Origin of the sequence: Streptomyces sp. NPDC051987, from assembly GCF_040680735.1 — a bacterium.
Lineage (GTDB): Bacteria > Actinomycetota > Actinomycetes > Streptomycetales > Streptomycetaceae > Streptomyces.
The window spans coordinates 48,510-74,847 of record NZ_JBFAXI010000036.1; the positions used below are offsets into that span (position 1 = coordinate 48,510).

Genomic DNA, 26,338 nt, shown 5'->3' on the forward strand with positions numbered 1-26,338 from the left:
CGTTGTCATCGAAGGTTGGTGACCGCCAGGTTTTCTCACCGAAGGTTGAGTGATCGTTTACGGCTGGCTGTCTGGGGAGAGGGTGGGGGGACCTGGGACAGACGTACGGCGCCCCCCGGCTTAGCGCCTTTTGAGGATCTCGCTGACCACCCGTCACGAAGCTCGTCATTCGTTTCACTCAAGAAGAGCGACCTCGCGTGACGAACGGACTCTCCGCCCAGCTTGCCCGGTGCAAAATGGCGGTGTGTCGGGTGGGGGAGAGGCCAGCGAGCGCGAAGACGGCGGTCCGCTGCGCGTCGCCGCACTGGTCTACCAGGTCGGCCGCGAGCGGATCGGCGGGACGTACCTCGCTCCGGACGGCCGGCGCGAGAACCTCTGGCTGGCCGAGGTGGCGTCCGTACTGCCCGCCCTGGACGGACTCCGTGCCGAACTGAACGACGGCATGGCCCTGGCCAGAGGACGGGTGCCGCAGCTGCGCGCCTTCAGCCGCGGGTGGGGCCGCTCGTTGCTGCCGGATGCCGTGCTGGCGGACCCGCCCGATGTGCTCGTGGTCGTTCCGCACGCCATGCTCCACGACGTTCCGCTGCACCTCGTGCACGGTGCGGACCACGTACCGCTGGGCTGCGGCATCGGCGTCAGCTACGCGAGCAGCATGTCGCTCTTCACCCGTTGCGTCGCTCGGAATCCGGCGCGCCGCCACGACCCGGTGGCGTGGTCGCCGAGGCCGCCGCGGAAGCGCACGTTCGCCGCCGGCGGTGCCGACCTGCTGACCGGCCGGGAGGGGATGTTCCGCGCCCTGCCGCTCATGCTGGCGGACATGTTCGCCAGGACCGACCTGATCGACCGGCAGCGGCCCGGCATGACCCGCCGTGCCGTCAAGGACGCGGTGGCCGCCGCGCCGGACGTGCTGATGCTGGTGGCGCACGGCATCGTGGACGGCACCGACCACCGGATGTCCGGACTCCTGCTGCACCAGCAGCACGACGGCGGCTGGTGGGATATCGAGCTGGCACCGGGCCAGACACTGCAGTTCCGTGATCTGCCTCTTGCCGACCCTCCGCGCGCTGGGGCCAGGGGCGGACCGGTCGAGCTGCTGACCGCGTCCGAACTGGAGATCAACGCGCAGCTGCGCAGCGAACTGGTGGTGCTGCTGGCGTGCTCGGCGGGCTCCGGCCGGGTGCTGGAGGGTGACGAGCCGGCCAGCCTCGCCGAGACGGTGCTGCGGCTGGGCGCGGCCTCCGTGGTCGCCGCCCTTTGGGACGCCGACTTCGCCGCCACGCGCGACTGGGTGGCTGCGTTCTTCGTGGCCTGGCTGATGTGGGGTTACCCGAAGGCGCTGGCTGCCCGGCACGCGATGGGGCGACTGTACGCAAGGGTGGGCGACGAGCGGCCGGATCTGTGCGGTGCGCTCACAGTGAGAGGGGACTGGCTATGACCGATGCACGGCCGGCCGACGAGGTGTGGAACCGGCTGGAGGAACTGGCTGACGACGAGGTGGCCACGCTGGTCGAGGCGGCCGAGCACGTCATCGGCGAGCTCGCCGACGAGCCCGAGGCGGCGATGCTGGCCAAGATGCCCGTCGCCCGCGTGGGTATCGCTCTCACCGACGTGCTCCGCGACGCGGGCGCCGACGTCGACACGGACCAGGTCACCGCACTGCTGCGGGACGAGGAGCAGTCGCGGCGGCTGGCGGTGCAGACCCTGCGGGAGATCAGCGCCGACCCGGCCCTGGCCGACGAGGTGGCGGCGGCGTACCGCGCGCGCCGGGAGATGATGGCCGTGGACGCTGGCCTGGTGCTGGCAGGCTCGTTGCTGCTGCTGGTGCTGAAACTCAAACGCATCAAGGTCGGCAAGGTCGACATCTCGTTCTACGAGGTCCGCGAAAGCGCGTTGGCGCAGTTGCGCTCGCTGCTGGGCAAATGACGGACGACGCGCGCGGCCTCCTCGTCGACCTGCTGTCCGTGCTCGGCTCGCTCGATCAGGCCTTCGTGAGCTGGCGCCGGGACGGCGTGCGGTCCTCCACCGCGCAGACGCTCGACTGGTTCTGGGAGCAGCCGGAGGCGGCAGCACTGCGCGCCGTCGCGGAGCGCCCGCCGCTGGAGTGGGACGTGTTCGTCGACGCGCTCCTGGACCTCGGCACGGCCGGGTCGGTGGTCGACGGGACGGACTGGGCCGACCTGGCGGCCGAGGCGCAGCGCCGCACCGGCAGGGACCTGGTGGCTGCTGGCGCGGTGTCGCTGTGTGCGCTGGCCGGCTGGCTGGGCAGCTGCGGCGAGCGGCTCCTGCGGTTCCCGCCGGCGCCCGGCTGGTACGAGGTCCCGGCCCGCACCGCGTCCGCGCTGCTCTCCGCGGACGCGGTGCACGCCGCCGAGTTGCTCACCCGCCGGGCGAGGCAGTTCGTCGAGATGGCGGAGCTCGACATCTACCAACCCGCACTCCAGGAGCGTCTGGTCCCGCTGCGCGAGGTGGCGGCCGGCATCGTACGACGCCGCGGCGAGGACATGGCCGATCTGGCGTGGGACCTGCGCGACGCGTGCGGACGGACCGAACCGCATCTGAGGCCGGAGCTGGCCGCGCTGTTCTGGACGGTCGGGGACGTGCTGCGGGCGTACCTCGTAGCCCGGGACACCGGGTACGTACCGGCCCTGGACATCGTGCAGGACCTCGTCACGATCACCATGGCGCGCGTGCGGGACGACCCGCTGCTGCAGTACGTCTGGCTGGCCATGAAGGACCGGCCACCGCTGGACCTGCGTCGTCACCATCGGCTGTTCGCCCTGCTCAACGCCGTGTACCTGACCACACCGGCGCACGAGGTCGACAGGCTGTTGCCTTCCGGACCGATCAGCCGGATCTACGCGGAGACGCTGATCGCGTACTTCGGCGACGGCCCGTCCGAGGCCCATCGCGCCGACTTCGCCGCCGCGTGGCCGCTCGCGCAGGCGATGCTCGGCAACCGTGATCCGCTGGTAGAACTCCGCCTCGCCAGCCTGTTCAACCTCCTCCTCAGCGAGGACCACGAGCGGCCGGACCGGTGGCTACAACTGGCGCGTATGGCCACCGACATCCTCCGAGCCGCCGTGCAGGGCGGCTCCTTCACCGCCTACCACCGCTGCCTCGCGCTGCCCGCCTTCTACCTCCCGCAGGCATCCGACGCCCCCGAGCGTGCGGCACAGGCCGCCGTGGAGGAGCATCGGGCCGTCGGACTGCACTACTGGCTCACCGCCGCCCCGCCGCCACCGCCGCAGTTCGGCGTACTGGCCAAATTGCTGCCGGGGGAGACCCAACTGCTCGACCGACTGCGTGCGGCACGCTTCGTCCGCCACACCGACCACCTCCCGCAGGCCTACCAACGGTTCACCGTGGACCTGCGCAAGGCGGTTCGGCACGGGCCACCCGACACCCACCGGCTCGAACCCGACACCCACCCGCTCGGGCAGGAACGCGCGGCACAGACGATCGTGGAGACCTGGGAGCACCTGTCCGCGCTGTGGGAACGCATGCGCGAGGTCGATTCCGACTACGCGGACCTGCGCACGAATCCGGTGGTCCAGCTCGACGGATTCGCCCACGCACTCACCGCCACCACACCGCCGGACCCCCCGGTCGGACCCACACCGATCCGCCGACGCGGACCAATGGCCCGGCCGGACGCCGCTCTGCGCACACCGACCGACCCGGTACCTGCCGAGGACCCCGACGAGCGGGCCGTACACCGGATGCGGGCCGCCGAGCTCGGTGCGACGGCGGACAGGCTGGTCGAGCAGTACCACCGCGAGCCGGATCTCTCTCTCCTGGACCGGGCCATCCCCGCCGCGGCCGAGGCGTGCCGACTGGTCGAGGAAGGCGGCGAGGACCACCTGCGCCATCTGGACCGGCTCGCCATGATCCGCGCCGGACGCTATCTGCACGCGCGGGAGCGGGCGGACATCGACGCGGCCATCGCCGACCACGAAGCGGCCGCGGCCTTCGCCGAAGCCGATCACATCCCCGTCCCGCTGCGCGTGATGCTGCGCTTCAACGCCGGGATGACCGTCCACCACCGCTACGAGCAGGCCGGGACCGTCGACGACCTGCGCCGCGCCATCGAGCACTGGCGCACCGCGGCCCGCACACCCGGCATCCCGCAGGAGCAGGCCATGACGCTGTTCCACGCGTACACCCACGCACTGCACGAGATGTACGGACACACCCAGGACCCCACCGTGCTCGCGGAGAGGATCACCGCCCAACGCGCCGCCGTCGACCTCGCCCCGCAGGATCCCAACCATGTCGGCTACCTCGCCGGCCTCGCGCTCCAGGTGATGGAGGAGCACAGAACGAGCGAAAACCCCGCCCTCCTCGCTGAGGCTGTCGAGCTGCTGCGCCAGGCCGCTCGGCTGGCCCGGCAGAGCGACCCGCGCAATCTCCTGCCGGTGCTGAACAACCTCGCACTTGCACTGCTCGTCCGACATGCCGAAGGCCACGACGACGCCGACTTCGACCACGCCGTCGCCGCCCTCGACGAGGCCGCCGCGATCGCCCCCCTCGGACCGACGCGCAGGGAACTGCTCACCAGCCTCGCCGACCTGTTAGAGCAGCGCCACGCGCAACGGGGCGACCCGGCCGACGCCGAACGAGCCGCCCTGGTCCGGTCCCAAGCCGCGGACATGCACGGCCGGTAGCCACGCTTGCGGTTCGTTGACCTTCCTAACTCCCGTCGTGGCCGAGGCCAGCCCGCCCCGTGCAGCAGCAGGCTGCGAGCCCCGTCCACTGGGCGTCCGGTGAGGTCATGGCGCCTGCCAGCCGGTGGCATCTACACGCGAGGTCTCTTGTGGTGATGATCATCTGAATGGCCCAGAACCCGCCAGCGAAGGAGGCAGTAGCTGCAAGATCGGTTGCATCACCGTCGATTGGTGGGCTGTTTCTCAACAGGCAGGAGTGGCCTGAACCACTCAAACTTCAGTGAGAACGCTCAACCTTCGCTGCGACAGATCACCCGCGCCCGCAGCCCAGCCACGGGAACGGTCGGCCCAGCAACAGGCCCTTAAACGGCTGGAGTTACCGTCAGGAGCGCCCCCACAGGAACGCGGACAGTAGAGCGGGAATACCGTCCGGTACCGGTCAGCAACGACCGCCTGCACCAACACAGCTGGTCACACCCGCCCGCGCGCTTGGCTCGGCCGCCACCGGGCAAGGCTGGGTGGCGAGACGTCTCACGCAGAGCTCAGCAGTACCTCTTCCAGATCCTGCCAGCGCGGTGGGGGCACAACAGCAGATCGCACGACAGTGAGGCAACCCCGGTCCAGACAGGCAACGGAGCGGTCTTCGGCCCGCGCCGGGCGTTCTCGCACACCGGCCTGGCGCGGGGGCTGCTCTCGCCAAGGACGGCCAGCAGCACCTCGCGCCGGGCGGACCCAGCGCGTCGGCGGGCACCCAGGTACCGCGGACGGGGGGATAGACGCCAGTTCCGCATCTGCTTCGGGAGTGGTCTCAACAGCCGCGCCACCCAGGTGTGCGGCCTGCTCTGCTGCGGGTCGGGGCGGGCTGTGCGCGAGGCACTGCCTGAAGCGGGCCCGATGAGGGCGGTGTGTGCATGCCGGGCAGGCTGTCGAGCAGCGGCCCCAGGCCGCCGTCTGGTTCCGGGCCGCCGCCATCCTCAGAGGGCACGGAGACGGATCGGTCAGGTCCACCGCATGTCGAGGGCTTCCAGAGCGTCGAGTTGTTCGCGGGTGAGCTGGGCGGGGTTGCGGCGCCGCTCTCTGATCCAGCGGCCCAGGTCGAGGGGATGGCCGTCGACGGTGCACACGTAGGTGGGGGGCACGTTCAGGTGCTGGTGGGAGCGCCAGAAGGTGCGGGCGGCGCGCAGGCCTCTGGCGAAAGCCCAGTCGGATGTACCGCGGGGCCGACGCAAGAGGAGGGCGAGGGGGTGGTCGAGCGGGAGGGCGCCGAGGAGGTTGTGCTGGATGTCGGTGAGATTGCCGAAGCGTTCGATCTGGTCGTCGATCCAGCGGGTGAGGGGATGGTCGTCGCTGTCCGGGCTTAGGTCAGGGAAGGCGAGTTCGCCGCGTCGGGCTGCCCTGAGTGCGTGGGCGTAGGTGCGTTTCCACTCCTCTTTCCAGCCGAAGGCCCACCAGGGGTAGATGTCGCTGAGGGCCCGGTGGTAGCAGTACGGCAGCGTGCGCTTGCGGGCTTCTCGGCGTCGGTCGGCCATCCATCGGCCCAAGGCGATGCCTGCGTGGCGCTCGTCGGCCTGCGGGGCGAGGTGGCCGTGCTGGGCGGTGTAGTCGCGGGCGATGTCGAGTTTGTATTCGATGCTGTGGGGCGGGTGCCGCCAGGTCATGCCAAGGGTGGTCAGGCGTTTGACGCGGTCGGGCAGAAGCATGCGGTTGGCGCGCAGGGACCGCTGCTGGCCGAGCCACCAGCCCAGGTAGAAGCGGTCGGCGGTCACGTGCCGACTGGCGACGTCGAGGTCGCCGTGTTCGGCGTGGTAGCGCTGGGCCTGCTCGAAGCCCAACTCCCAGATCTGGTTGGGCGCATCGACGTGATCGAGGCCCAGGACGGCGAGGATTTCGTCGACTCGTTCGGGACGGGCTGCGAGTTCAGGCTGAGTGGGTTCGCCTTCCCAGTTGAGGTATTCGACACGGTGAAAAACATGCTCGTCATAGACGCTGAGTTCGATGAGGACTTGGTAGATCAGGTGGAAGCGGGTGCGCCGGGTGGCCTGTCCGATGTCCTCCCCGGGTGCGCTGTAGACGGGGATGATGATGGTGGAGATCTTGCCGTCGCCAGGGGTCTGGCGCAGGGTGCGGCCGACGGACTGGACGATGTCGATGGTGCTGGTCTTGGGGTGGGCGAACAGCAGGGAGTCGATGGCGGGGATGTCGATGCCTTCTGCGCAGCAGCGGCAGTTGGTCAGGACTGCCCGGCGCGGCTGAGTGTCGGTTGCGGATGTGGACAGCGGAGCAGTGCGGAAGGCTGCGTAATTCTCGTAGCGGACGAAGGGTTTCTGTTTGGAGTTGACGGTGTTGACCTGGAGCCGGGACGGGTCGTGGCCGGGCATGCGGGCGGCCGTCTGCGGCAGTGTTTCGGCGCAGGTTTCGGCTGCCGCGATGCAGGGGTGGAAGGTGAGGGTCCGCCTGAGGTCGTAGCGTTTTTGGGCTACCAGGAGGGCGACTTGGGCGGCGGCGGTCCGTAGTGCTTCGGCGGTGTAGTTGTTGGTGCCGCGCAGGATACGGCGAAGGTCCTTGTCGGTGATCGTGATGACGCTGATGCGGTAGTCGGCAAGCAGGCCCTGCTGGATGGCTTCGGCCATGGACAGTCGGTAGACAACCGGTCCGAACAGACTCTGGTCGTCCATGGAGGCGACTTGAACGCCGGGTCCAGCTCCCCAGCGCTCGAACTTGCGGAACGTGGCGGTCATGTAGAGGCGGTGGCGGGCGGGCAGCGCGTCGTTGTCGTGGACGGCTGCCCAGGCGTTGTCGACGCGGCCTGCGGTGTGGTGGGCTTCGTCGGCGACGACGACGTCCCAGTCCGGCAGCTGGTAATCGGCGTGCGCCTGGACGACTTTGAACAGTGACTGGTAGGTGCAGAACACGTTGAGGGCGCCGTCGGTGTCTGCGGCGGCCTCCATGATGCTCTCAGGCGTGTTGACTACGGTCAGTGTCTTGGCAAGGGAGCGGCTGAGGGCTTCGTCGGGCGAGCAGATGCCGAGGTAGCGGCCGGGGCGGCCCTCCCGGTGCCAGAGCTGTGCGGTCTGTTCGAGCAGGGCCTGCGAGGGGACCAGGACGAGTGCCCGGCCCTGGGGAGCAGTCTCCTGGACGGTGTGGAGGGCCACGTGGGTCTTGCCGGTTCCGGTGGCCATGGTCGTGGTGACGCGTGTGGCGCCTTCATCGAAGTGGGTGACGATGGCGTCGACGGCCATGTCCTGGTGACCGCGCAGCGGTGTCCTGAGTCCGTTGAGGGTCAGTGTTGCCACGTGTGGTCCTCCCCCTGAATCTCGTGGCGGTCCTGGCCTCGAGGGTGAGGAGGTTCCCGGCAGTCCGTGACCGGGGCCGAGGAGGTTCACTCGAAGGAGCTATCGGGTCTTGACTGCCTGCGCGAAGCGGCACGAGTGTCCTGGTGGGGCGTGTCGTGTCGTGCCGGGGAGGGAGGGTTCCATGGACTGGACGGGTTTGCTGGGGCCGAGCCGTCCGCTGCCGGTACAGGTACGGCCGGTGGGCGGGGAGTCGACCGGATCGTTCGTGCGGCGGCTGGGACGGGCCAACGGTCTGAACCTGTCCTCGTTCCTCGACCGCGTCGGGCAGGGTGAGGCGTCCCAGGACCCGGAGCAGGTGGAGAAGTACCCCCAGTACACCGAGATGAAGGTGAACGCAGCGGGCCGCACCTACTTGTCGGTGCTCTCGGGCATGGACGTGGGGCTGCTGCAGTGGGCGTTGCCGTCACTGGCGGACGACCTGCTGCTGCCCGGCACAGGGCCGGCGGTGTGGCAGTGGCCATGGGAAGCGGAGGGCGGGCATCTGGTGCCGTGGTGCCCGTCGTGCGGACACCGGCGGCAGGTCGGTGAGCGGGTGTGGCTGATGTCGGCGGACAGCTGGCGCGTGTGCGGCCGGCATCTGCGGTGGACGGACGACTCGCGCAGCACCGATCCGGAGGCTGTGTCGGTGGCCGCGCTGGCGGAGTGCGTGACAGCGCACCGGGACAGGCTGCGGTTGCAGCGCAGGTTCAAGTCGGCCGGCGAGGAGTTGTTCGCCGACGCCTGCCAGGTCATGTACCAGTGGTGGACGTATGCGCCCGACACGCTGGTGTGGGTGCAGCGGGCCTGGACGGCGGGGCTGGAGGCCCGTTCGGCACGTGCTGTCCCACTGGTCGTCTTCCCCGAGGCGGTCGGGCTGGCCTGGCTGATGCTGCGGTTCGAGCAGGCCGGGCAGCGCACGCCGCAGGACCGGGCCCGGTGGCTGGCCCTGGTGCAGCATCAGGCGGACGTGTGGGACATCGACTTTTCCGCGGGCAAGAACGCGCTGTTGCAGTGGCTCGAGCGCCACAGCCGTCCTGCCGCGGCAGCCATACCCACTGCGGCAGGACGGCGGCAGCCCGTGCTGGCGGAGCGGCACAACCGGATTGCCGCCCGTACCGGCTCCCTGCAGCAGCGCTCGTGCATGCCCGCCGTATGAGCCCTTGAGGAGACTCTGGGCTGACGAAAGCTGCCTGCGCCACTCGGCGCACGCCGCCCCGACCCAACCGCCCCGCACGGCTGAGTGCCGGCGTGCGGAACATCCTGCGCGCTGCGCCGCTTTGCCGCCCTGCCCGCCGCGCTGCTGCCTCGTGGCGCATGTCGGCTCTTCCGCCTCGCGGCCGACGCGCGCCGGGGACCCCGCCCGCCGGGGCCCCGCTCAAGGGGCGCGGACCGTCGTGACGATTCTGTCAAGAGCATGCCCCTCGAAAGGGGGACGTCTCGCTGCCGGCCCGCTGTGCGCTGCCGGACGCGGCCATCCTGGGATCGGCGGGGAGGTGCCATGCGTGACGTGCGGGTGTGTCATCTGGATGAGCGGGGTGAGCTGGTGTCGGCGGCACCGGCCAGCCTGGTGGGGGTGGCGTTGGAGGAGCGGCGTCCGCCGAGCGAGCCGGTGGCCTTTCACGGTCGTCCCGGGAAGCTCTCCGACTGGTGGTGTGCCACGACCGGTGGGCACGTGGTGTGCGGTTCGCTGCGGCGCCGTCGGGTGGCGCTGGAGCTGGATTTCGATCCGGAGATCGCCTGGATCGGCGGGGAGCCGGCGGAACTGCACTGGCAGGGCGCGCGGGGCAAGCGGCGCTGGCGCCCGGATTTCGTGGTGCGCACGGTCACCGGGGCACGCCGGATCGTGCTCGTGCAGCCCGAGAAGGACGGCCCCCAGTGGCGGGAGGATCTGGAGGTCGCACGCCAAGTCGCGATGGCGGCCGGCTGGCAGGTGTCGGTGCGGCATGTGCCAGAGGGGATGCGCCTGGCCAATCTGGAGTGGGCCGCCGACTATCGGCAGGCGGTGCGAGTGCCGGCCGCGGAGCAGGACGCGGTCAAGGAAGCCTTTCGCCGCGAGCGCCCCATCGGTGAGGGCGCGCGGGCCAGTGGCGTGCCGTACGCCGCGGCACTTGATCTGGTGTACCGGCTGGTGTGGCAGCGCCGTCTGGAGATCCACTGGGACCAGCCCCTGATGCCTCGTGCGACGGCGTGGCTTGCCGATGGAGCGGCATGAGCGGGCCGGACGCGTTCACACCGGGGCAGGTGCGTCTGGGCGATCGGGTGCTGTGGCAGGGCGTGGCCCACCAGGTGGTGGCCTTTCACGGTGCGAACGTCGTGCTCCTGTCCGAGGAGACGTCCACGCCGGTGGAGGTGCTGTACACCGCAATGGTCTCCGTGCCGGGCTTCGCCGTGCTGGATGGTGACGGCTCCCCCGTCACGTCGACTCCGATGCCCGCCTTGGATGCTCCGCCGTCCAAGGCCCAGCGCAAGGAGGCCAGGCGGTGGCATCGGCATATGAAGGAGCTCGACACCGGGCTGTTGCCTGGCAGCAGCCGGGCCCGGCCCGGATACGAGCCGGGAGAAACGACGCTGGCCGAGCGTTATGCGTGCAAGTCACGGGAGTTGGCGGTTGCAGGTGTTGAGATCAGCCCCAAGACGCTGGAGTCGATGCGGCTGAAGTGGAAGCGCGCGGGCGAGAATCCGCTGGTTCTGATCGAGCGGCGCCCGCGCGAGGTCGGGCATCGCACGGACCCGCGGGTCATCGAGATCATGCGGGAAGTGGTGATGGGCCACGGCCGCGGGTCAGGGGTGGACATCCAGGCTGTCCGGGAGGAGGTGCTGGACGTCGTCCAGGACCGCTTCAAGGCGGAGTTGGAGGATCCGCAGGAGGCGCAGCGGCTGCTGCTGAAGCGGGCCACGTTCTACCGGCGGATGGAGGACACCGGGCTCGCCGAGTACCTGGCCGCCCCCACGAAGCGGCGCGCCCAGCGAGCCAGTAAACCGCCTCCTCCGTACCGGCCCTCTCATGCACTGCGGCCGGGTGAGGTGGTGCAGATCGACACCTCGCCGCTGAAGGTGAGGGCGCTCGGGGACAATGCGGAGGTCATCTCGGCCGAGCTGACCTCGGCGATCGATGTGGCGTCACGTTCCAATTGCGCTGTGATGGTTGTCCCGGTGGTTACCGGGGAGGGTTCACCGGGCAAGCGGATCGGCGGCCGGGCGACTCGGGCCTACGACCTGGTGCTGCTGCTGGCGCAGTGCTTTGCCCCGCTTGCCTGGCGTCCGCACTGGGATCCCCTGGCGCTGGCCGCCAACTCGGTGCTGCCGTACCAGGACTTGCGCGACGCCGATGAGCGGTTCGCCCGTGCCGTGGCGGCGCGTCCGGTCATCCATCCACGCACGGTGATCATCGACCAGGGCAGCCCCTACCTGAGTGAACACTTCAAGTACGTGTGCGAGATGCTCGACATCACCATCGTGTACGCGCGCAAGGACACCCCGACCGACAAGCCGATCAAGGAGCGGTTCTTTCGCACTCTGGGCAGCCGGTTCAGCCAGCACGTGGTGGGCTGGACCGGTACCGGCTTCGCCCACCGAGGGCTGGGGGTCGACAAAGGCCCTCTGTATCCCATCAACACGCTGCAGGACCTGGCCGAGCAGTGGGTCGCCCTCGACTACCAGCAGACACCGCACAAGGGGCTGCGCAGCCCGTTCACCCCGGGCCTGGTTCTGTCGCCGAACGAGATGTACGCGCAGCTGATGCCCATGACGGGCTACCGGCCGCGGCCGATCACCGCGGCCGAGGCACGCGAGATGCTGATCCCGGCCTGGGTGAAGATCTCCGACAAGGGCATCACCATCGAGAACCGCACCTACCAGAGTACGGACCGACGGATGCGGCTGCTGATCGAGCAGCGGTCCGGGATCAACGAGCACAACGACCGGTTCAAAGCGCGCTACAACCCCTACCACCCCGAGGTGGCCCACCTCTTCGACCACCTGTACACGCAGGAATGGATCGAGGTGGAGTTCATCTACCGGGACCTGCTCGACGACCGGTGGACGCAGGATCTGTGGGAGCGGGGCACCGCGGCGGTCGTGGACAACGGCGGCCGCAAGGACGACCAGCTGGCGATCGTCAAAGCGGTGCGGGCACTGCGCCGTTCACTGCGCCAGGGCCCCGGCCGCGCTTGGAAGGCCGCCCCCAAGATCCCGTTCCAGGGGCTGGAAGTGGCCGTAGAACCCGAGCCGGTGGTGGACCCGTATGCGGGTGTGTCCATCGACATCGAGGCGGTCACCGCCTACCCGGCCCTGCCCATCGCCGGCCGGGAGATCGACCGGCCTCCGGCACCCAGCGACGCAGACGCTCCGTAAGAGACAGCTGCCCACCGACCGCGCCCGTGGGGCACGGCGGGCTCCCTTCCGTCCCCCAGGAGGACACCGTGGCAACCTCCGCCGCCGCCCGCACCGCCGCACGCGCCGAGCGGGAACGACAGATCCTTGACCATGCACGGGCCGCGCCGATGGCGCCACGCTGGATCTTCACCCTGCAAGGCTGGAACGCCTACGTCCACGAGATGATCGAGCGCCCCGAGATCGCGGACTTTGCCCCCCTCGGTACCCCGGTCACCTCCGACGACGCCCGCCTGCGCTACCACGGGCATCTGCTGCTGGTCCCCAATCCCCCCTTCGATGCGGCGCTGTTGAAGACGCACCGGCTGCTGCTGGTCAACCGCAACCGGCGCGAGGGATTGATGGACCGGGTGATCGACGGGCCGCCCGGCACCGGCAAGACCTTCCTGCTGCGGGCCATCGGCCGGGAATTCCAGACCACCATCGAAGAAGCGCACGACGACCGGATCCCCGTGGTGCACATCATGGCCCCGCGGGATGCGGACAGCCTCGTGAACTGGGTATGGGCGATCGCCGAGTTCCTCGGACTGGCCCCGGCGCCACTGACCGAGGACGAGGTGCGTCAGCCGAGGCGCACGCCCGACCTCTCCCAGTCCGTGTGGCACGTCCTGGAGCGGCGCTGGACCCAACTGCTGCTCGTAGACGGTATGCAGCGGGTGCACCCCGACCAACTCGTCCCGGTGCTGCACTACTTCGACGACCTGCGCGAGGAACTCGGCATCACGACCGTCTTCTGCGGCACCGGTGCCCGCGAGATCGTACGGGCGGCCCGCGTGAAGGCGGACGGCCTCAGCGAGGCATATCAGGGCCTGAGTCTGCGGGCGCCGGTCATCGCCGGCGAGGACGGCAGGCAACACAAGGTCCTCCCCCAGGCGGATCCCAGCCGGCTGCCGGTGACCTGGCTCGACCCCATCCCGCTGTACGACGGCGACCAGGAGACCTGGCCCAGCGTCTTGCGCAGCTTCGAAGAGGCCCTCTGCCTGCACCGGCTCTCGCCCCATGCCCTCGTCCGTGAGGCCAAGTACCTGCACCGCCTCACCGGCGGCTATCTCAAACTGCTGTCCCAGCTCATCTGCCAGGCAGCCATCACCGCCATCGAAGAAGGCATCGAGGACATCACGCCGGAGCTGCTGAAGGGCATCGACATCGGCGGTTGATCGCCTGGGTGTAGCCGGCAGAGCGACTGCGTTCCGCACTGGAGACACCTCGGTTATCGGCCGTCTTTGTCCGTTCGGTGACTGGCTGAACTATCGAGCTCGAATCAACGGTGTTCACCCGGCCCGGGTGGGGAACTGCCGGACGAGGGTGTCGAATTCACTGTCGGGGCTGGTTTCCTCGACCAGGATTCGTTCGATGGAGACGATTCCGCTGTTGCGCCAGTGTTCTATCGCGCACGAAGTTCGCGGCGCAGCACGTGTGATGAGGGGGCCGACGCCCGACTGCAACCAGTGGTTGGTCCCGCACTCGACGGACACCGGGGTTGCCCAGTCTGCGGGTTGGCCGTGGCGCGATGACTCGCCCGAACTGCCGGGGGCGGTGGGAGCATGTCCGAGTCGGCCACCTCGGCATATCTTTGCGTGCAATCGTGATCGATATCGCGCGTCTCTATTCCCGCCTGATTCACATCCTGGCTTCTATTGATCATTTGTCGAAGGTCACCCCGCTGGTGTCAGTGGCCCCTTGTACGGTCTCCGCTGTGGTTTCCGAACCCATGTAGCCCCAAAACCTTTGGTGGGGCAGGGAAAGGGGGGCCTCGCGATGAGCGATGCTCAGTACGCCCTCGGGCGGAAAGTGATCAGTGCGGCGCTGCGCGCCGGGGTGGCCTGGACCCGGCGGCTGGAGGAGCCGCGGGCCTGGCATGAGATCTCCTGCATGCACGGCGTCATCCAGGGGCACCTCCCTCTGGGCACCGGACCCGAGACACCTGCCGGCCTAGTCGGCAGCCTCACCCGTCCGCTGCGGTCCTGGGTCCCTCTGGACTGGTCCGGCCTGTCTGCCGAGATGGGCGACCTCGTGATTCTGGAGGACGGACACGACCAGCAGCCCGCGCAGTTGACCGAGGAGGCTTACGAAGTCGGCTGCTCCTACCTTGAGGTGCTCTTCGACCCGGCTACCGGCGGGCTGGACGGCGGACGGGACTGGCTGCCGACCTGGTCGTGGCAGACGGCGGAACAGACCGAGCACGCCGTCTACCGGCAGTTGGCCGGCGGCAGCCAGGCGCAGTACGTAGCCGGCCGGCTGATGCTGGTGGAGGTTCCCACCGGCACCGAAGACAGCATCCTCGAGGAGTACACGCGGCGTGGTGGCACGCGCATGCAGGTCTACCGGCCGCTGCCGGCCGAGCGCAGCTGTGTGCGGGCGGGTGCGGTGTGGTGGTGGCCGTGCCCGGTGTGTGCGTACCCGATGCGGCTGACGGGTGAGCTGCTGCGCTGTGACTTCCTGCCGCACCAGCGCAAAGCCCGTGCGCTGCTGCGGCCGGGGCGGCGCCCCGGCGATCCGCCGGAGGTGGTGAACGGGCCCGCAGGGCTGGCGGCTTGCCGCGGTGAGGGTGTGCTGTGCCTGGACTGGCCGGTGTGGCGCCATCTGACGGTCCCGGGGCTGACCGAGGTGGAGCTGATGCGGTGGCTGGAGCGCAAGGGGCTGGAGGTGGAGCGGTGGGGTGAGATGGACTCCTGGGACGTCGGGGTGACGCTGCCGAGCAGGCGGTGCCTGGTCGACGTCAAGGACGTCGCCAACGAGCAGAACATCGTCGACCGTCCCCCGCGGGCGAAGACGATCGTGGTGCCGTCCTACCGGTCGGAGCAGGTCAAACCCTTGCGTGCGGCGCTGGAGCCGGGCGGATACACGGTGCACACGGTGGCGTCGTTCAAGCGCATGGTCAGCACTCAGTTGCAGCAGGGGGCGGCATGAGCAGCACGGCCGGCAGCCGGAGTGCCACAGTGCCGCTGGTGGTCAGGGCCGCCGTCTTGCTGGCGGCCCGGCTGTTTCCCAACCGGGCTCCGCAGGAAGAGTCGGGATGGCGGCAGATGGCCCGTCTGGACGACGCTCACTTCCTGCTGTCCGGGCACCTGCCGTTGTGGGAGCAGTGGCCGGCGCTGTCCGAGGACGACCGGCTGCGGGTGGCCCGGTTGCTGCGCAGGCGTCCCGCCTCACTGGCCCAGCGCACCGTCTTCCTCGATGAAGCCGCCCAGGTCGCGGCGGCCGGCGCGGGTGCGGAGTTCGCGGCGGCCGACGAGGACGGACTGGTCGTGGTGATGCCCGCGGCCGACTCGGGGACGCGCATCGACGATCTGCTGGCGGAGATCGACGGCCATGTGGCCCGCAATGCCCGCTCGCGGCGACGACTGCCGGCCGGAGCCGGGCGCTACTTCTCCGAGCTGCGGATTCCCGACCCGCTGAGCCCGTCGCGGCGGGCTGTCGGCGTCCACTACGACCTGCGCGTTGCCCAGCCGGGGAAAGCAGCGGCGGGGGCGCTGCAGGACAGCGCAGGACTCGATGATCTGCGGATCCCCCTCGACGCCCTGGATGACCTGGCAGGGCGTCTCGATGCCGCCTACAAGGAGCAGCACAGGGCGAAGGCCGTCGCGGACCTTCGAGAGCATCTGCACCATGCGGACGGCTCGGCGCTGGGCGAGGAGTTTCATGCGCAGGCGGGGACCATCTCGGTCCTGCACGCCCCAACGGGGCTGGGAAAGAACATCGCCTCGGAGCTGATCGCCCTGTGGTGTGCTCGCCAGGGTCTGACAGCGGCTTTGGTGGTGCCGCAGAACGCGCAGGTGATGCAGACGGTGGCGCGGCTGCGCCGGGACGCGAAGACTCTGCGCAAAACGGACAAGAAGGACGACGACGCCCGGGTGCCGGTGGTGGTGCCGCTGATCTCCACGCGCGGTATGCAAAAACTCGCCGAGGACACGGCGGGCAACGTGCACGACGATGCCGAGCACCGTGACTGGGTGTTCGCGGAAATGTCCTACAGCTGCGCCCTGACCGCGCACGCGGCGCCCGAGGCGCGGGGGGTGGAGACGTGGGATCCCGGCAACGAACCGTGTGACCAGCTGAAGGACTCTGCGGGCAAGACACGGTGCTGTCCGTGGCGTGCCACCTGCGGCAAGTTCCGTCATCACCGTGCCGCGCTGGGCGCGGACATCATCGTCACCAACCACACCAATTTCCTCATCGGGCGTGTGCACGTTCCGCTGGCCGACCACGGCGTGGAGCGCCGGGACGTGACCGTGGAGGAACTGCTGCTGCGCCGGGCACATGTGGTGATGATGGACGAGGTCGACGCGCTGCAGGCCAAGGCGTTCGACGAGAGCGCCAAGAGCGTGCTGCTGGCCCGGTACGGATCGGCCAGCAGTCCGGTGCGTGAGCTGGAGGAGCAGTTCAGCCGCCACTGTCTGCGGCTGAGCCGCGAGGTCGAGGAGTATCTGCACCCCAAGATCAAGCGGCTGTCGTGGCTGGCCGAGACGTACGTGTCGCATCTGGCTCGGGGGGCCATCACGCCGGACAGGGAACGGCGCAGGCTGGTGGTACCACGGCGGTGGGACGCGATGCTGGCGCACCGGATCTTCAAGCTGAAGCCCGGGGACAGGCCCAGCGAAGCACACATGCGCACCGTCAACCGGCTGTTCAGCAAGACCGGTGAGCTGGAAGGGGCCGAAGAGGTCGAAGGGCTGGAGGAACTGCGGGCCGTGCTGTCGTCGCTGACCGACCTGTCGGACGACGGCAGCCTGAGCGCCGCCACCCTGGCCGAACTCGCCGACCGGTTCCGCAAGGTCACCGGGGACGTCTCATCGGAGGAAGCTGCCGGGGATGTACCGCCTGAGGATGTAACCAATCTTGTCCAGTACGCGGCCCGGCGGGCCTTCTTGGAGAAGAGCCGCGAGATCCTGCGGCAGATCGTGGGGGCGGCACCGGCCCTGCAGGGGGCTGGGATGACGGCCTCCAACGATCTGGCCGAGGTGCTGTCGTCGCACGTGCCGTGGCGTGCGGCACCCTACGGGCCGCTGGGACGGCCGCTGTTCGCGTTCAGTGAGCACTTCAACGACCAGGACCTGGCGGCGACCGCACTCACCCTCAAGAGCTTCGTGGGCGACCCGCACAGTCACATCAGCCACCTCGGCGACGTCACAGCGCTGGCCCACGGCGGCCGGCGGCGTGTGGTGATCGGGCTGTCGGCCACCGCGCACATGCCGCGGGCACCGCGGCATCATCTGCTCACCCCCCCGTCGTGGTACGTGCCGGACGACGTCAACGGCAGTCTCAGCGCCGTGCTGGACAAGGTGCAGCACAAGGAGGGGAGCTGGGCGCGGGTCTCGGGGCTGAGTGGACAGCGGCGCGAGGACGCCTACCGGGAGATGGGTGCGGCGCTGTGGCCGCGGCTGGATGCCGAGCTGGCGGAGGTCGCCGCTGATCCGGCGAGGGCGCATCGGGCGCACGTACTGGTGGCATTCGAGGCCTACCACGCCGGGCCTCTGCTGGCGCAGGGCCTGGTGTCGGCCGGTGCGCCGGCCGGGGATATCTGTGTGGCGGTGCGGCCGCAGGACGTGCCGCGCTACGAGAAGCATCCGCCGGGCTGGGTGCCCGTCCCGGCGGACCGGCTGGAGCAGTTCCCGTTGCATGTCGGCCATGGGCAGTGCCGGTTCCTGCTGGCTCCCATGGCGCGCGTGGAGCGGGGCCTGAACATCGTCGACCAGGGCGGGCGGTCGCTTCTGCATGTGGCCTGCCTGGTGGTGCGGCCGGTGCTCGTGATGGAAGAGCCGGCCGTGCTGCTGGCCATGGTCAACTCGCTGGCCTACCGCGATGTGCCTCCGCCCGGCGAGGAGCCGGCCGTGATTCTGGAGCAGCTACGGCTGTCCGGGGGGCGCACGTTCGAGGAGATCAGGCGGGGCTCGCACTACTTCAAGGACCTCGGCCAGGATGTGAAGACCGCGATCGTGGCGGAGATCCTGACCCGTCTGATCCAGCTCGGCGGCCGCACCCGCCGCGGCGGAGACCACGGCAGCCTGCACCTGGCGGACGCCGCGTTCACCGAGACCGCGGCGGACTCCACCCTCCCCCACCTGCTGCACACACTGCGCACGCAGTGGCAGCGGCGCGGTGAGTGGGACCTCATCGACCGGATCTACCGCTCCACCCTCGACATCCTGCTGAGCCTGGCCGACCACGACCTTCCCGGGGAGACGCCGTGACCCGCTCCGCCAAGAGCCCCAGTGAGCTGAGCACGCTGTCGTTCGCGCTGACCGGCGAGCTGATGGGCGCGGTGCACGTGTACCCGCTGCCCGGGGAGTTCAGCCAGGCCTGGTCGCGGCTGCCCAAGCCGCGTTCGGTCGACGCGCAGCGCCCGACCGCCTCGCTCGCGGCGGCGGCCCGTGCGGTCACGGGACGGCGGCTGGTGTTCACCGACCCGGAACGCCCGCCGCTGACCGGGCCGTGGACCAGGCGCGCGCTGATCGTCACGTCGGAGCCGCTCGACTTCACGGTGTGGCGGCGGCTGGTCCGGGAATGGGAGGGCCGGCTGCCCGGCTGGGGGGGCCAGGACACGCTCAGCCAGTACCTGGCCGACGAGGTCGGCGGCCCCTACCCGCTGGAAGAGGTCCTGCACCGCGACCGCGAGGGCCGCATCATGGGCCCGAACTGGGCTTTCAGGGTGGCGAGTTGGCGCCTGGCCCAGCTGCTGCGCCGAGAGCCCTGGCAGGTCGACACGCTGGCCGAGCCGCTCGAGCTCGTCCTGGAGTCGGAAGGCGACCTGCTGACATGGGCGCAGCCGATGGAGCGGGAGGCGAGCTGGGTCGACGAGGCCACCGGGGAGCGGCGCCGGCGTGTGGGGCACGCCATGGACCGCATCCACATCGACGTCGACCCGGCTCCCGGAGGCCGGATGCTGGTCGCGCATCTGGAAGCACGCACCGCGCGGATCGCCACCGGCTGGTACGGGGTCAAGAACGCGCATGTGTGTCATCCCGCCAACCCCGACATCGTGCTCAAGGCCCCAGTGCACGTGCGGTGGGCCAAGGACGATCACGGCCAGTGGGTGCTGAGGTCGGCGCAGTACAAGGGTGCGACCGCGCAGATCGTCGAGGCGTGCGGGATCGCTCCGCTGCCCGACCCGTTCGCGGTCGACTTCGACAAGCCCGGCCCGGTGCGGGGCATCCACACCACGGCCTCGCACCCGATCGGCAAGGGGGCCGGCTCGCGGCTGATGCGGCGGCTGGAGGAGCACGCCAGCCGGATGCTGGACGCCGCTCCCCTGACCTATGCCGGGAGCAGCGTCAGGGTTCCGCAGCTGTCGCCCGAACCGTCCGCGGTGGTGGCCCCGGATAAGGTCCTGCCCGCCGTGGTGGCGGCCGGTTTCGAGAGCCTGCGGCTCGTCGCCCTGTACGAGACCGGGGCGTGGAAGGAGCGGGTCCTGGCCCAGTTGGGCCGCGACTTCGCCCAGCCAGACCTGCACGCACTCCAGGACGGGCACACCACGGTGCTGGCACCGGGGCTGCAGTTGCTGATGGTGCGGGTTCCGGAACTCGTGCGGCACGGCCCGCACAGCCGGGCCCCCGTCCTCAACGGTCTTGCGATGCTGCGGCCGTCCGATCCGGGCGAGCTCGTCGCCGCCCTCGTGGAGACCTCCTTTCCGGCCCGGGGTGAGGCGGATGCCAAGGCCGCGCTCAAGCCGCTGTTCGCCGCCCGCGATCTGCCGTCGCAGTTCTTGACGATGGCCTCGCTCGGCGACCTCTACCAGCCCAGCCTCAACGAGAAGATCGCCCGGGCGCGTGCGGTCCGGGCCGGCCAGGAGCCGCCGGCGGTGGCGCGTAAGGAGGACGCCGCGGCGCAGATCGCCACCGGGGGTCTGCTGACGGACTGCGGCGTCATCGACGACCGGCTGGCAGCCGCCGCCTGCCACCCCCTGACCCGGGACACCGCGCTGGACCGGCGGGCCTGGCTGGTGGGGCTGTGGACACGCCTGCACCGCTTCCCGCGCATCCGCGGGCGTGCCGCCACTCCCCCGGTCCTGGCCGTCACCCTGGTCGCGCTGAAGGCCTCGCACCACCCGGATGAGAGGTACTGGCCGGCACTGATGTACAGCGGCCAGCGGTGGCTGCCCCTGGCGGCCGGCCGCACCCACCACCATGCGGGACCGATCGGCCTGCCCGGCCACCATCTGCGCGACGACCAGGGCGGCCCCGCCCGGGTACGTGATCATGTGGAGCAGGCGCTGGCGCAGCTGCCCGGCGACCGCGGCGTGGTGGTCTTCACCGAGCAGCACCGGGACCTGTGGCCGGGTCTGGCGAATCCCACCCTGGGCGACGGGCTGCTGCCCGGGCTGTCGCTGGCCGCCCGCGGCCGGGACATCGCCGTCGTCCGTGTCACGCACGGCAGCCGCACTCCACGGCCCACCCACCGCGCCGGCGGCAGCAGCAGACGGCCCAGCGACACCGACAAGGCGGCCATGCCGGAGAGAGTCCTGTACGTCTCGGACCACGGCGGGGTCAACTCCTGGCTGTTCGCAGCGGAGACGCGGCAGCACAAGGGCGGTCAGCGCACCGGTACCGACTACACCCGCCGCACCCTGCCGGAGACCTCGCAGAGCAAACTCGGCACCGACTTCCACGCCATCACCCGCACCGAGTACACCGTCGCCCGGGCCGGCAGCTGGCAGGAGGAACGGCTTGTCGGACTCGCGGCCCGTCTCTCCCAGCAGTCCGCCAGCTGGAACGGCCGCACCCTGCTGCCACTGCCGCTGCACCTGGCCCGCAACGCCGACGAGAAGCATCCCCAGTACGTTGCCGACGGCGAAGACGACGGACCCGAATAGCCGCGCCGGCCGGTTCGCAGACGGTGCCCAGCCAACCAGGCGCTCTCCTTCTGTCCGGCCGCCCTGCCTGCGCCGCAGACGACCCGACGGGCCCCTGAGGTCCGTCGGGAGCGGCAAGGAGAATGCGGGGTGTGATCCAACACCTGGTGCAGGAACCTCTCCCCCGGGCCGAAGGGCTCCAACATGATCAGTGGCGTGCGATCGAGGACGCATACGGGCGTCTTGCCTCTGCTGTCACGGCAGATGACCGTCCGCTGATCGTGGGCTCGGCCAAAGAACTGGCCGAGTGCGTCGCCCGGGTCACGCTCGTGGCTTTGTAGGTGGAAACGGACACCACTTGCCGACGAGTCTGAACACCACTTGCCGATCACAGGGCCGCGAAATGTCGATGAGAACTGACACCACTTCGGCGGGGACAGCCGACGTTCGCAGGCGTTGACGGTGGGTGCCGCCGCCCGTTTGGGACCTGTCCGGGCGATCACGCAGGCTTTGTGGCGCCGATGGTGGGCCCTTCGCTCCCCCGCTGGCTGTCGCTGAATTGCAGAAGCCCGAGAGCCGGTCCGGGCCCGTTCAGTCGGCGTCGGGTCCCTGCTCCGCCGCGGTGTCGTAGGCGGCGCGGGCCTCGGCGACCGCGGACCGATGCCGCTCGGCCCAGCCCACCAGCCCGGTCAGTGAGGTGTGGAGCTCCCAGGCCATGGGGGTGAGGCTGTACTCCACCTTGGGCGGCACGGTCGGATACACGGTGCGAACGAGTAGTCCGTCCCGCTCCAGCCTGCGCAGGTTGAGAGTGAGCATCCGTCGGCTGATGCCGTTGATGGCGCGTTCCAGTTCGGTGAAGCGGACCGGGCCGTGGGCGGCGGCGATCAGGATCCCGATGCTCCACTTGCCCGCCACGCGGTCGAGTACCTCGGTGACCGGGCAGGCTTCGTCCCTCAGCGCCTCGGCAACATGCGTGTGACTGCGTGACATAAATGTGCCTCCTTCCGCTGACGAGCAAGGTTACCGACGATGACTGCTGTAACACGTCGTGAACCAAAGGAAGAAGACATGTCCGTGCGTGCTCTCGTCGTCGATCCCTCCGCGCCCGCCGCTGTCCGTCTCGCCGAGGTTTCCGACCCCGTGCCCGGGCCAGGCCAGGTCCTGGTGGACGTCTCTCACGCCTCGTTGAACTACGGCGACCTCAACGACGCCCGCTCCGGTCGCGTCCCCGTGGGTGCAGTGCTTGGTTCGGACGCTGCCGGGGCGGTGGTTGAAGCCGCAGCCGACGGAACCGGCCCGGCGGTGGGGACCCAGGTGGTGGCCCTGACCTCGGGGGCGTTCGCTGAGCGCGTCGCGATCGACGTCGGTGCGCTTGCCGAGATACCGAAAAACCTGGAACCGGCGCAGGCGGTGGCCCTGCCGGTCGCCGGAGTGGCTGCACTGCGCTCGCTGCGGGCCGCCGGGCTCGGACCGGGCAAGAGGGTGCTGATCACCGGCGCCTCCGGCGGAGTTGGCCGGTTCGCCGTCCAGCTGGCGGCGCGGGCCGGTGCGCATGTGATCGCGTCCGTGGGCTCGGCCACCCGCAGGGAGGGGCTGGCCGAGGCCGGCGCCGGCGAGGTGCTGATCGGACTGGAAGGACTCCAGCTACCGGTCGACGTGGTCATCGATAGCGTCGGCGGCCCCCAGCTGGTTGCGGCGTGGAACCTGCTCGCTCCCGGAGGCAGCGTGCAGAGCGTCGGCTGGACATCCGGGGAGCCAGCGGTCTTTCCGCCGTATGCGACCGTCGGCCCGGCTAAATCGCTGACCTCTTTCGTCATCGAGGGCGACACCGGCGCGGACCTGGCCGTTCTCACCGAGCTGGCCGCCGAGGGGGCCGTCACCGTCGAGATTGGCTGGCAAGGATCCTGGGACCGCTTCAATGAGGCAGCCGAGGCGCTTCGCGGACGTCGGATCCCCGGAAAAGCGGTCCTGGAGGTGGCACCCGGTGAGCTGCACGCCCCGATACCTTCTCCGCAGGACTAGGTCTGGCCGGACGATCACGTGTGAAGCCAGATGACCAGGGCTGCTGTGGTGGCAGTGCCAAAGAAGAGGCACCCGCGTTTGTCATAGCGAGTGGCAACGGCCCGGGACTGCTTCAGTCGATTGATCGTCCGCTCAAGGAGCAAGCCGTAGTGCCCACATAGATGTGCCCGAGGCGGGGAACAGGCCTGTCGTAGGGGTTGATGGCCTGCTCAACACCGCCGCTCTTGTTCGGCAGTTGCGTGAGCGACTGGCTGATGACGAAGAGGGCGGTGAGGGTCAGTGGACGGAGATGTCGTCGCTGAGCTCCCCAGATTCCGCAGTGGGGAGCCGTTCCGGAACTGAACCGCCAGTTGGTGGTGCGGTTGCTGGCAGTGCTGGCCGCACGGATGGTGATCGCGGCGGACCCGGTCGGGCAGGACGGGGGTGACCTCGGTGAACAGGACGGCTGCAGCGCCGTGGGATCGGATTGAGGGCAAGATCCAGCCGTGGCATCGCGACCGGCTCGCGGTGGTCTATGTCCGTCAGTCGACTCCCCAGCAGGTACTCGATCATGCCGAGTCCACCCGGCTGCAGTACGGACTCACGCAACGGGCAGTCGACTTGGGCTGGACTGCGTCCCGGGTCCTGGTGATCGACGAGGACCTGGGACACTCCGCGTCCGGCGTCGTGGAGCGGGCTGGCTTCCAGCGTCTGGTCTCCGAGATCGGCCTGGACCATGTGGGCCTGGTGTTGGGCATGGAAATGTCGCGTCTGGCCCCGCAGCGGCCGCGAATGGCATCAACTGCTGGAGCTGTGCGCGCTGTCGGGTGCTCTGCTGGCAGACCCCGACGGCGTCTATGACCCCGCCGAGCACAACGACCGGATGCTGCTGGGACTGAAGGGCACGATCAGCGAGGCGGAACTGCATCTGATCAAGCAGCGGATGTGGAACGGACGGATCGGTAAGGCCCGCCGCGGCGAACTGGCCGTGCCCCTGCCCGTGGGCTATCTGCGCCGCCCGGACGGTCAGGTCGTGCGTGATCCGGACCAGCAGGTGCAGGCCGTGGTCCATCTGGTCTTCGACCTGTTCGACGAACTCGCCACGATCAACGCGGTGTTGCGGTTCCTGGTCGACCACGGCATCCAGATAGGCATCCGGGTGCGGGAGGGCCCCGAACGCGGGACGCTGGCCTGGAGGCCTCCCAGCCGAATAGTGATCCAAAACATGCTCCGCCACCCCGCCTATGCCGGGGTCTATGTCTATGGCCGCAGCCGTACCGATCCCCGCCGGCGTCTGGCGGGTCGCCCTTTCACCGGGCGCGTCCGCAAGCCGCCCGAGGACTGGCTGGTCTATCTGCCCGACGTCCTGCCCGCCTATATCAGCGCCGAATGTCGGCGTACACGCGAACGTGGCCCTGGCAAGATTTCCGTGAAACGGGGCTGTGCAACCGTGCGCCGGTGACGCTCCGTCACAGGTAGCGGCGTCGGAGGTGCGCCATGAGGACAACGCGGTGGCGCAGGAGCGGAACACCGGCGCGGCCAGCCATGATCCTCTTCTGGAGCTTCAGATCCGTGATGCGGCCTTCGTTGACGCCGGAGTTGAACGGGGTGGTGATCCCCTGCACGACTGCTGGCTGGTCTTCGCAAATGGCGTTGGCCAGGCTCGCCAAGGCAGGCAGGCCAGAGTCCGCGAGTTGGTCGAGCCAGTCCGGCAGCGGGGCGGCGTCGCGGGCATCGAGCATGGCCGCGAACTGCCTTACCAGAGTGTGGGTTTGGTCGAGCTCCGGGCAGTGTTCGAGCAGTCGATGGAGTGCCTCGGTGGCGTGCAGGCCGCGCCGGGGCGGTGTGGTGGTGATCCACCGGGCGACCTGGCGGGGCGAGGGTGGCCGCTCGCGCGGTGTGTCGATCGGCAGACCGCGACGGAGCGGCGCGATGGCCATCTTGACCCGCTGGTAATGGCCGCGGTAGCCCTTGGCGGCGATCTCCTGGTGCAGCACGGTCGCGGTGTGCTCGCCTTCCTCCCAGCGTTGCCGCAAGTAGTCCAGATACGGGTCGAGGCTCGTGGACCGGCGGGGCGGAGTGCGCCGTACGCACTCCTGCCAGCAGGCAGCGCGTGCGTACTTGGCCACGGTGCGGCGGTTCAAGCCGAGTTCGCGGGCTATCGCGCTGAGACTGCGGGCCGTGCCGGCGTATCCCTGGACGGTCTCGAACAGTCGCTTCGCGTGACGGCGAGCGGGAGTATCGGCCGCCTCGCACGGTTCGTGCGACGGCGGTGGGGCCGGTTCGGGCTCAGGCACTGCCGCGGCCAGGCACCCGCGGTGGGCCGCGGCGATGTCCCAGACCCGCTTCGACAGCCCCTGCCACAGGTGAAAACGGTCGCTGACCTGGACCGCGTCCGGGGCTCCCTCTGTGATGCCCTGTCGGTAGACCAGTGAACCGTCCCGGCACACTACCTCGACGCCGGGATGCGCACGCAGCCAGGACGCCAGCTGCCCGGCATCGCGCCCCGCCCACAACTCGATCGGCAACCGCCTGTCGGCATCCACGAGCAGCGTGCCGTAGACGTCCGCGTACAACGCGAAGTCATCCACGCCCAGCACCCTCGGTGTCGCGGCCGAAGGAAGTCCCATGCGCATCAACTGGAACAGCACACTTGTCCGCGACAACGGCGTCTTCAAGATGCGCAGAAGCCGGGCCCCGCCGCGGCCGGCGAGCAGCACCCCGGCCATCTCGACCAGGTGCTGCAGCAGCGGACTGCGACGCTGATAGCGCACCGTCAGCCCCTCCACCTGCTCGGCAAACGTCCGCCGACCGCAGTCCGCACTGTCACAGAACAACCGCCGCACCATCAGACTGATCAGCACCGGGCGGCCACCGGCAGCGACATCGGCCAGCGTGCGGGAGTACCGGCTGTGCACCCGCGCAGAACCGCGACCACAGTCCGGGCACGCCACCGTCAACTCGCGGGTGCAGGCTGCGATGCGGACCACGCCGCCCGCCACCCACACTCGCTCCACCCGCACCGCATCCAGATGCGGAGACAAGATCTGTACGAGGTCATCACACTCGCTGACAGTGCAGCTACCTGTGACGGAGCGTCACCGGCGCACGGTTGCACAGCCCCGTTTCACGGAAATCTTGCCAGGGCCACTCAAACGAGT

The 26,338-nt window shown here is 69.6% G+C and carries 16 protein-coding genes and 1 pseudogene; 13 read left to right on the forward strand and 4 right to left on the reverse strand.

Features of this window, described 5'->3' with window-relative positions:
* The first annotated feature begins 244 nt into the window (after nt 1-244).
* From AB0M11_RS20835 to AB0M11_RS20845, 3 genes are read left to right on the forward strand one after another with little or no spacing between them, the layout of a single operon-like run.
* Nucleotides 245-1,435, forward strand: a complete 1,191-nt coding sequence (locus AB0M11_RS20835) for a CHAT domain-containing protein (RefSeq protein WP_365707507.1) — start codon at nt 245-247, stop codon at nt 1,433-1,435.
* Nucleotides 1,432-1,923, forward strand: coding sequence for a hypothetical protein (locus AB0M11_RS20840; protein WP_365707509.1), 492 nt, complete (start codon nt 1,432-1,434; stop codon nt 1,921-1,923). The genes AB0M11_RS20835 and AB0M11_RS20840 overlap by 4 nt, the downstream gene beginning before the upstream one ends.
* Nucleotides 1,920-4,664: a hypothetical protein gene (locus AB0M11_RS20845; RefSeq protein ID WP_365707511.1), complete on the forward strand. Its 2,745-nt coding sequence runs from the start codon at nt 1,920-1,922 to the stop codon at nt 4,662-4,664. Before AB0M11_RS20840 ends, AB0M11_RS20845 begins: the two co-directional genes overlap by 4 nt.
* Before the next feature lie 998 nt (nt 4,665-5,662).
* On the opposite strand, the gene AB0M11_RS20850 is transcribed toward AB0M11_RS20845, so the two are convergent.
* Nucleotides 5,663-7,957, reverse strand: a complete 2,295-nt coding sequence (locus tag AB0M11_RS20850) for a Helicase associated domain protein (RefSeq protein ID WP_365707513.1) — start codon at nt 7,955-7,957, stop codon at nt 5,663-5,665.
* A gap of 181 nt (nt 7,958-8,138) precedes the next feature.
* Between AB0M11_RS20850 and AB0M11_RS20855 the strand changes: the two genes are divergently transcribed.
* The 8 genes from AB0M11_RS20855 to AB0M11_RS20890 all read left to right on the forward strand — a co-directional run bounded on the left by AB0M11_RS20855 (nt 8,139) and on the right by AB0M11_RS20890 (nt 21,517).
* Nucleotides 8,139-9,152, forward strand: a complete 1,014-nt coding sequence (locus AB0M11_RS20855) for a TniQ family protein (RefSeq protein ID WP_365707515.1) — start codon at nt 8,139-8,141, stop codon at nt 9,150-9,152.
* A 342-nt stretch (nt 9,153-9,494) separates the two neighbouring features.
* Complete coding sequence (locus AB0M11_RS20860; protein WP_365707517.1) at nt 9,495-10,208, forward strand: TnsA-like heteromeric transposase endonuclease subunit; 714 nt, start codon at nt 9,495-9,497, stop codon at nt 10,206-10,208.
* Entirely contained in the window at nt 10,205-12,349 is a 2,145-nt protein-coding gene (locus AB0M11_RS20865; RefSeq protein WP_365707519.1) for a transposase, read from the forward strand. The genes AB0M11_RS20860 and AB0M11_RS20865 overlap by 4 nt, the downstream gene beginning before the upstream one ends.
* Before the next feature lie 68 nt (nt 12,350-12,417).
* The gene (locus AB0M11_RS20870; protein WP_365707521.1) at nt 12,418-13,545 is read left to right on the forward strand and encodes an ATP-binding protein; all 1,128 of its coding nucleotides are present in this window, start codon (nt 12,418-12,420) and stop codon (nt 13,543-13,545) included.
* 601 nt (nt 13,546-14,146) lie between these two features.
* On the forward strand, nt 14,147-15,298 hold the full coding sequence (locus tag AB0M11_RS20875) for a hypothetical protein (RefSeq protein WP_365707523.1): 1,152 nt from the start codon (nt 14,147-14,149) through the stop codon (nt 15,296-15,298).
* A 344-nt stretch (nt 15,299-15,642) separates the two neighbouring features.
* A complete protein-coding gene (locus AB0M11_RS20880; RefSeq protein ID WP_365707557.1) occupies nt 15,643-18,579 on the forward strand; it encodes a hypothetical protein in 2,937 nt (978 codons plus the stop codon).
* Nucleotides 18,576-21,197, forward strand: coding sequence for an RNaseH domain-containing protein (locus AB0M11_RS20885; RefSeq protein WP_365707525.1), 2,622 nt, complete (start codon nt 18,576-18,578; stop codon nt 21,195-21,197). The genes AB0M11_RS20880 and AB0M11_RS20885 overlap by 4 nt, the downstream gene beginning before the upstream one ends.
* A gap of 131 nt (nt 21,198-21,328) precedes the next feature.
* Nucleotides 21,329-21,517, forward strand: coding sequence for a hypothetical protein (locus AB0M11_RS20890; RefSeq protein ID WP_365707527.1), 189 nt, complete (start codon nt 21,329-21,331; stop codon nt 21,515-21,517).
* 250 nt (nt 21,518-21,767) lie between these two features.
* Here AB0M11_RS20890 and AB0M11_RS20895 read toward each other — a convergent pair whose 3' ends face one another.
* Nucleotides 21,768-22,166, reverse strand: coding sequence for a helix-turn-helix domain-containing protein (locus tag AB0M11_RS20895; RefSeq protein WP_365707529.1), 399 nt, complete (start codon nt 22,164-22,166; stop codon nt 21,768-21,770).
* Between the two features lie 78 nt (nt 22,167-22,244).
* Here AB0M11_RS20895 and AB0M11_RS20900 point away from each other — a divergent pair, with 78 nt between their 5' ends.
* A complete protein-coding gene (locus tag AB0M11_RS20900; RefSeq protein WP_365707531.1) occupies nt 22,245-23,198 on the forward strand; it encodes a zinc-binding dehydrogenase in 954 nt (317 codons plus the stop codon).
* Between the two features lie 14 nt (nt 23,199-23,212).
* Here AB0M11_RS20900 and AB0M11_RS20905 read toward each other — a convergent pair.
* Nucleotides 23,213-23,335 (reverse strand): annotated as a pseudogene (locus AB0M11_RS20905) (IS5/IS1182 family transposase); the annotation flags it as partial.
* Between the two features lie 578 nt (nt 23,336-23,913).
* On the opposite strand from AB0M11_RS20905, the gene AB0M11_RS20910 reads away from it, so the two are divergent.
* Nucleotides 23,914-24,639 carry a recombinase family protein gene (locus tag AB0M11_RS20910; protein WP_365707533.1) on the forward strand — a complete coding sequence of 242 codons (726 nt, stop codon included), beginning with the start codon at nt 23,914-23,916 and terminating at the stop codon, nt 24,637-24,639.
* A 7-nt stretch (nt 24,640-24,646) separates the two neighbouring features.
* Here AB0M11_RS20910 and AB0M11_RS20915 read toward each other — a convergent pair whose 3' ends face one another.
* On the reverse strand, nt 24,647-26,221 hold the full coding sequence (locus tag AB0M11_RS20915) for an ISL3 family transposase (RefSeq protein ID WP_365707535.1): 1,575 nt from the start codon (nt 26,219-26,221) through the stop codon (nt 24,647-24,649).
* Between the last annotated feature and the right edge of the window lie 117 nt (nt 26,222-26,338).

Coding starts and splice junctions, on each gene's coding strand:
- AB0M11_RS20840 (WP_365707509.1), top strand. CDS start 1,432: ATGACCGATGCACGGCCGGCCGACGAGGTGTGGAACCGGCTGGAGGAA.
- AB0M11_RS20845 (WP_365707511.1), top strand. CDS start 1,920: ATGACGGACGACGCGCGCGGCCTCCTCGTCGACCTGCTGTCCGTGCTC.
- AB0M11_RS20855 (WP_365707515.1), top strand. CDS start 8,139: ATGGACTGGACGGGTTTGCTGGGGCCGAGCCGTCCGCTGCCGGTACAG.
- AB0M11_RS20860 (WP_365707517.1), top strand. CDS start 9,495: ATGCGTGACGTGCGGGTGTGTCATCTGGATGAGCGGGGTGAGCTGGTG.
- AB0M11_RS20865 (WP_365707519.1), top strand. CDS start 10,205: ATGAGCGGGCCGGACGCGTTCACACCGGGGCAGGTGCGTCTGGGCGAT.
- AB0M11_RS20875 (WP_365707523.1), top strand. CDS start 14,147: ATGAGCGATGCTCAGTACGCCCTCGGGCGGAAAGTGATCAGTGCGGCG.
- AB0M11_RS20880 (WP_365707557.1), top strand. CDS start 15,643: ATGCCCGCGGCCGACTCGGGGACGCGCATCGACGATCTGCTGGCGGAG.
- AB0M11_RS20895 (WP_365707529.1), bottom strand. CDS start 22,166: ATGTCACGCAGTCACACGCATGTTGCCGAGGCGCTGAGGGACGAAGCC.
- AB0M11_RS20900 (WP_365707531.1), top strand. CDS start 22,245: ATGTCCGTGCGTGCTCTCGTCGTCGATCCCTCCGCGCCCGCCGCTGTC.
- AB0M11_RS20910 (WP_365707533.1), top strand. CDS start 23,914: ATGTGGGCCTGGTGTTGGGCATGGAAATGTCGCGTCTGGCCCCGCAGC.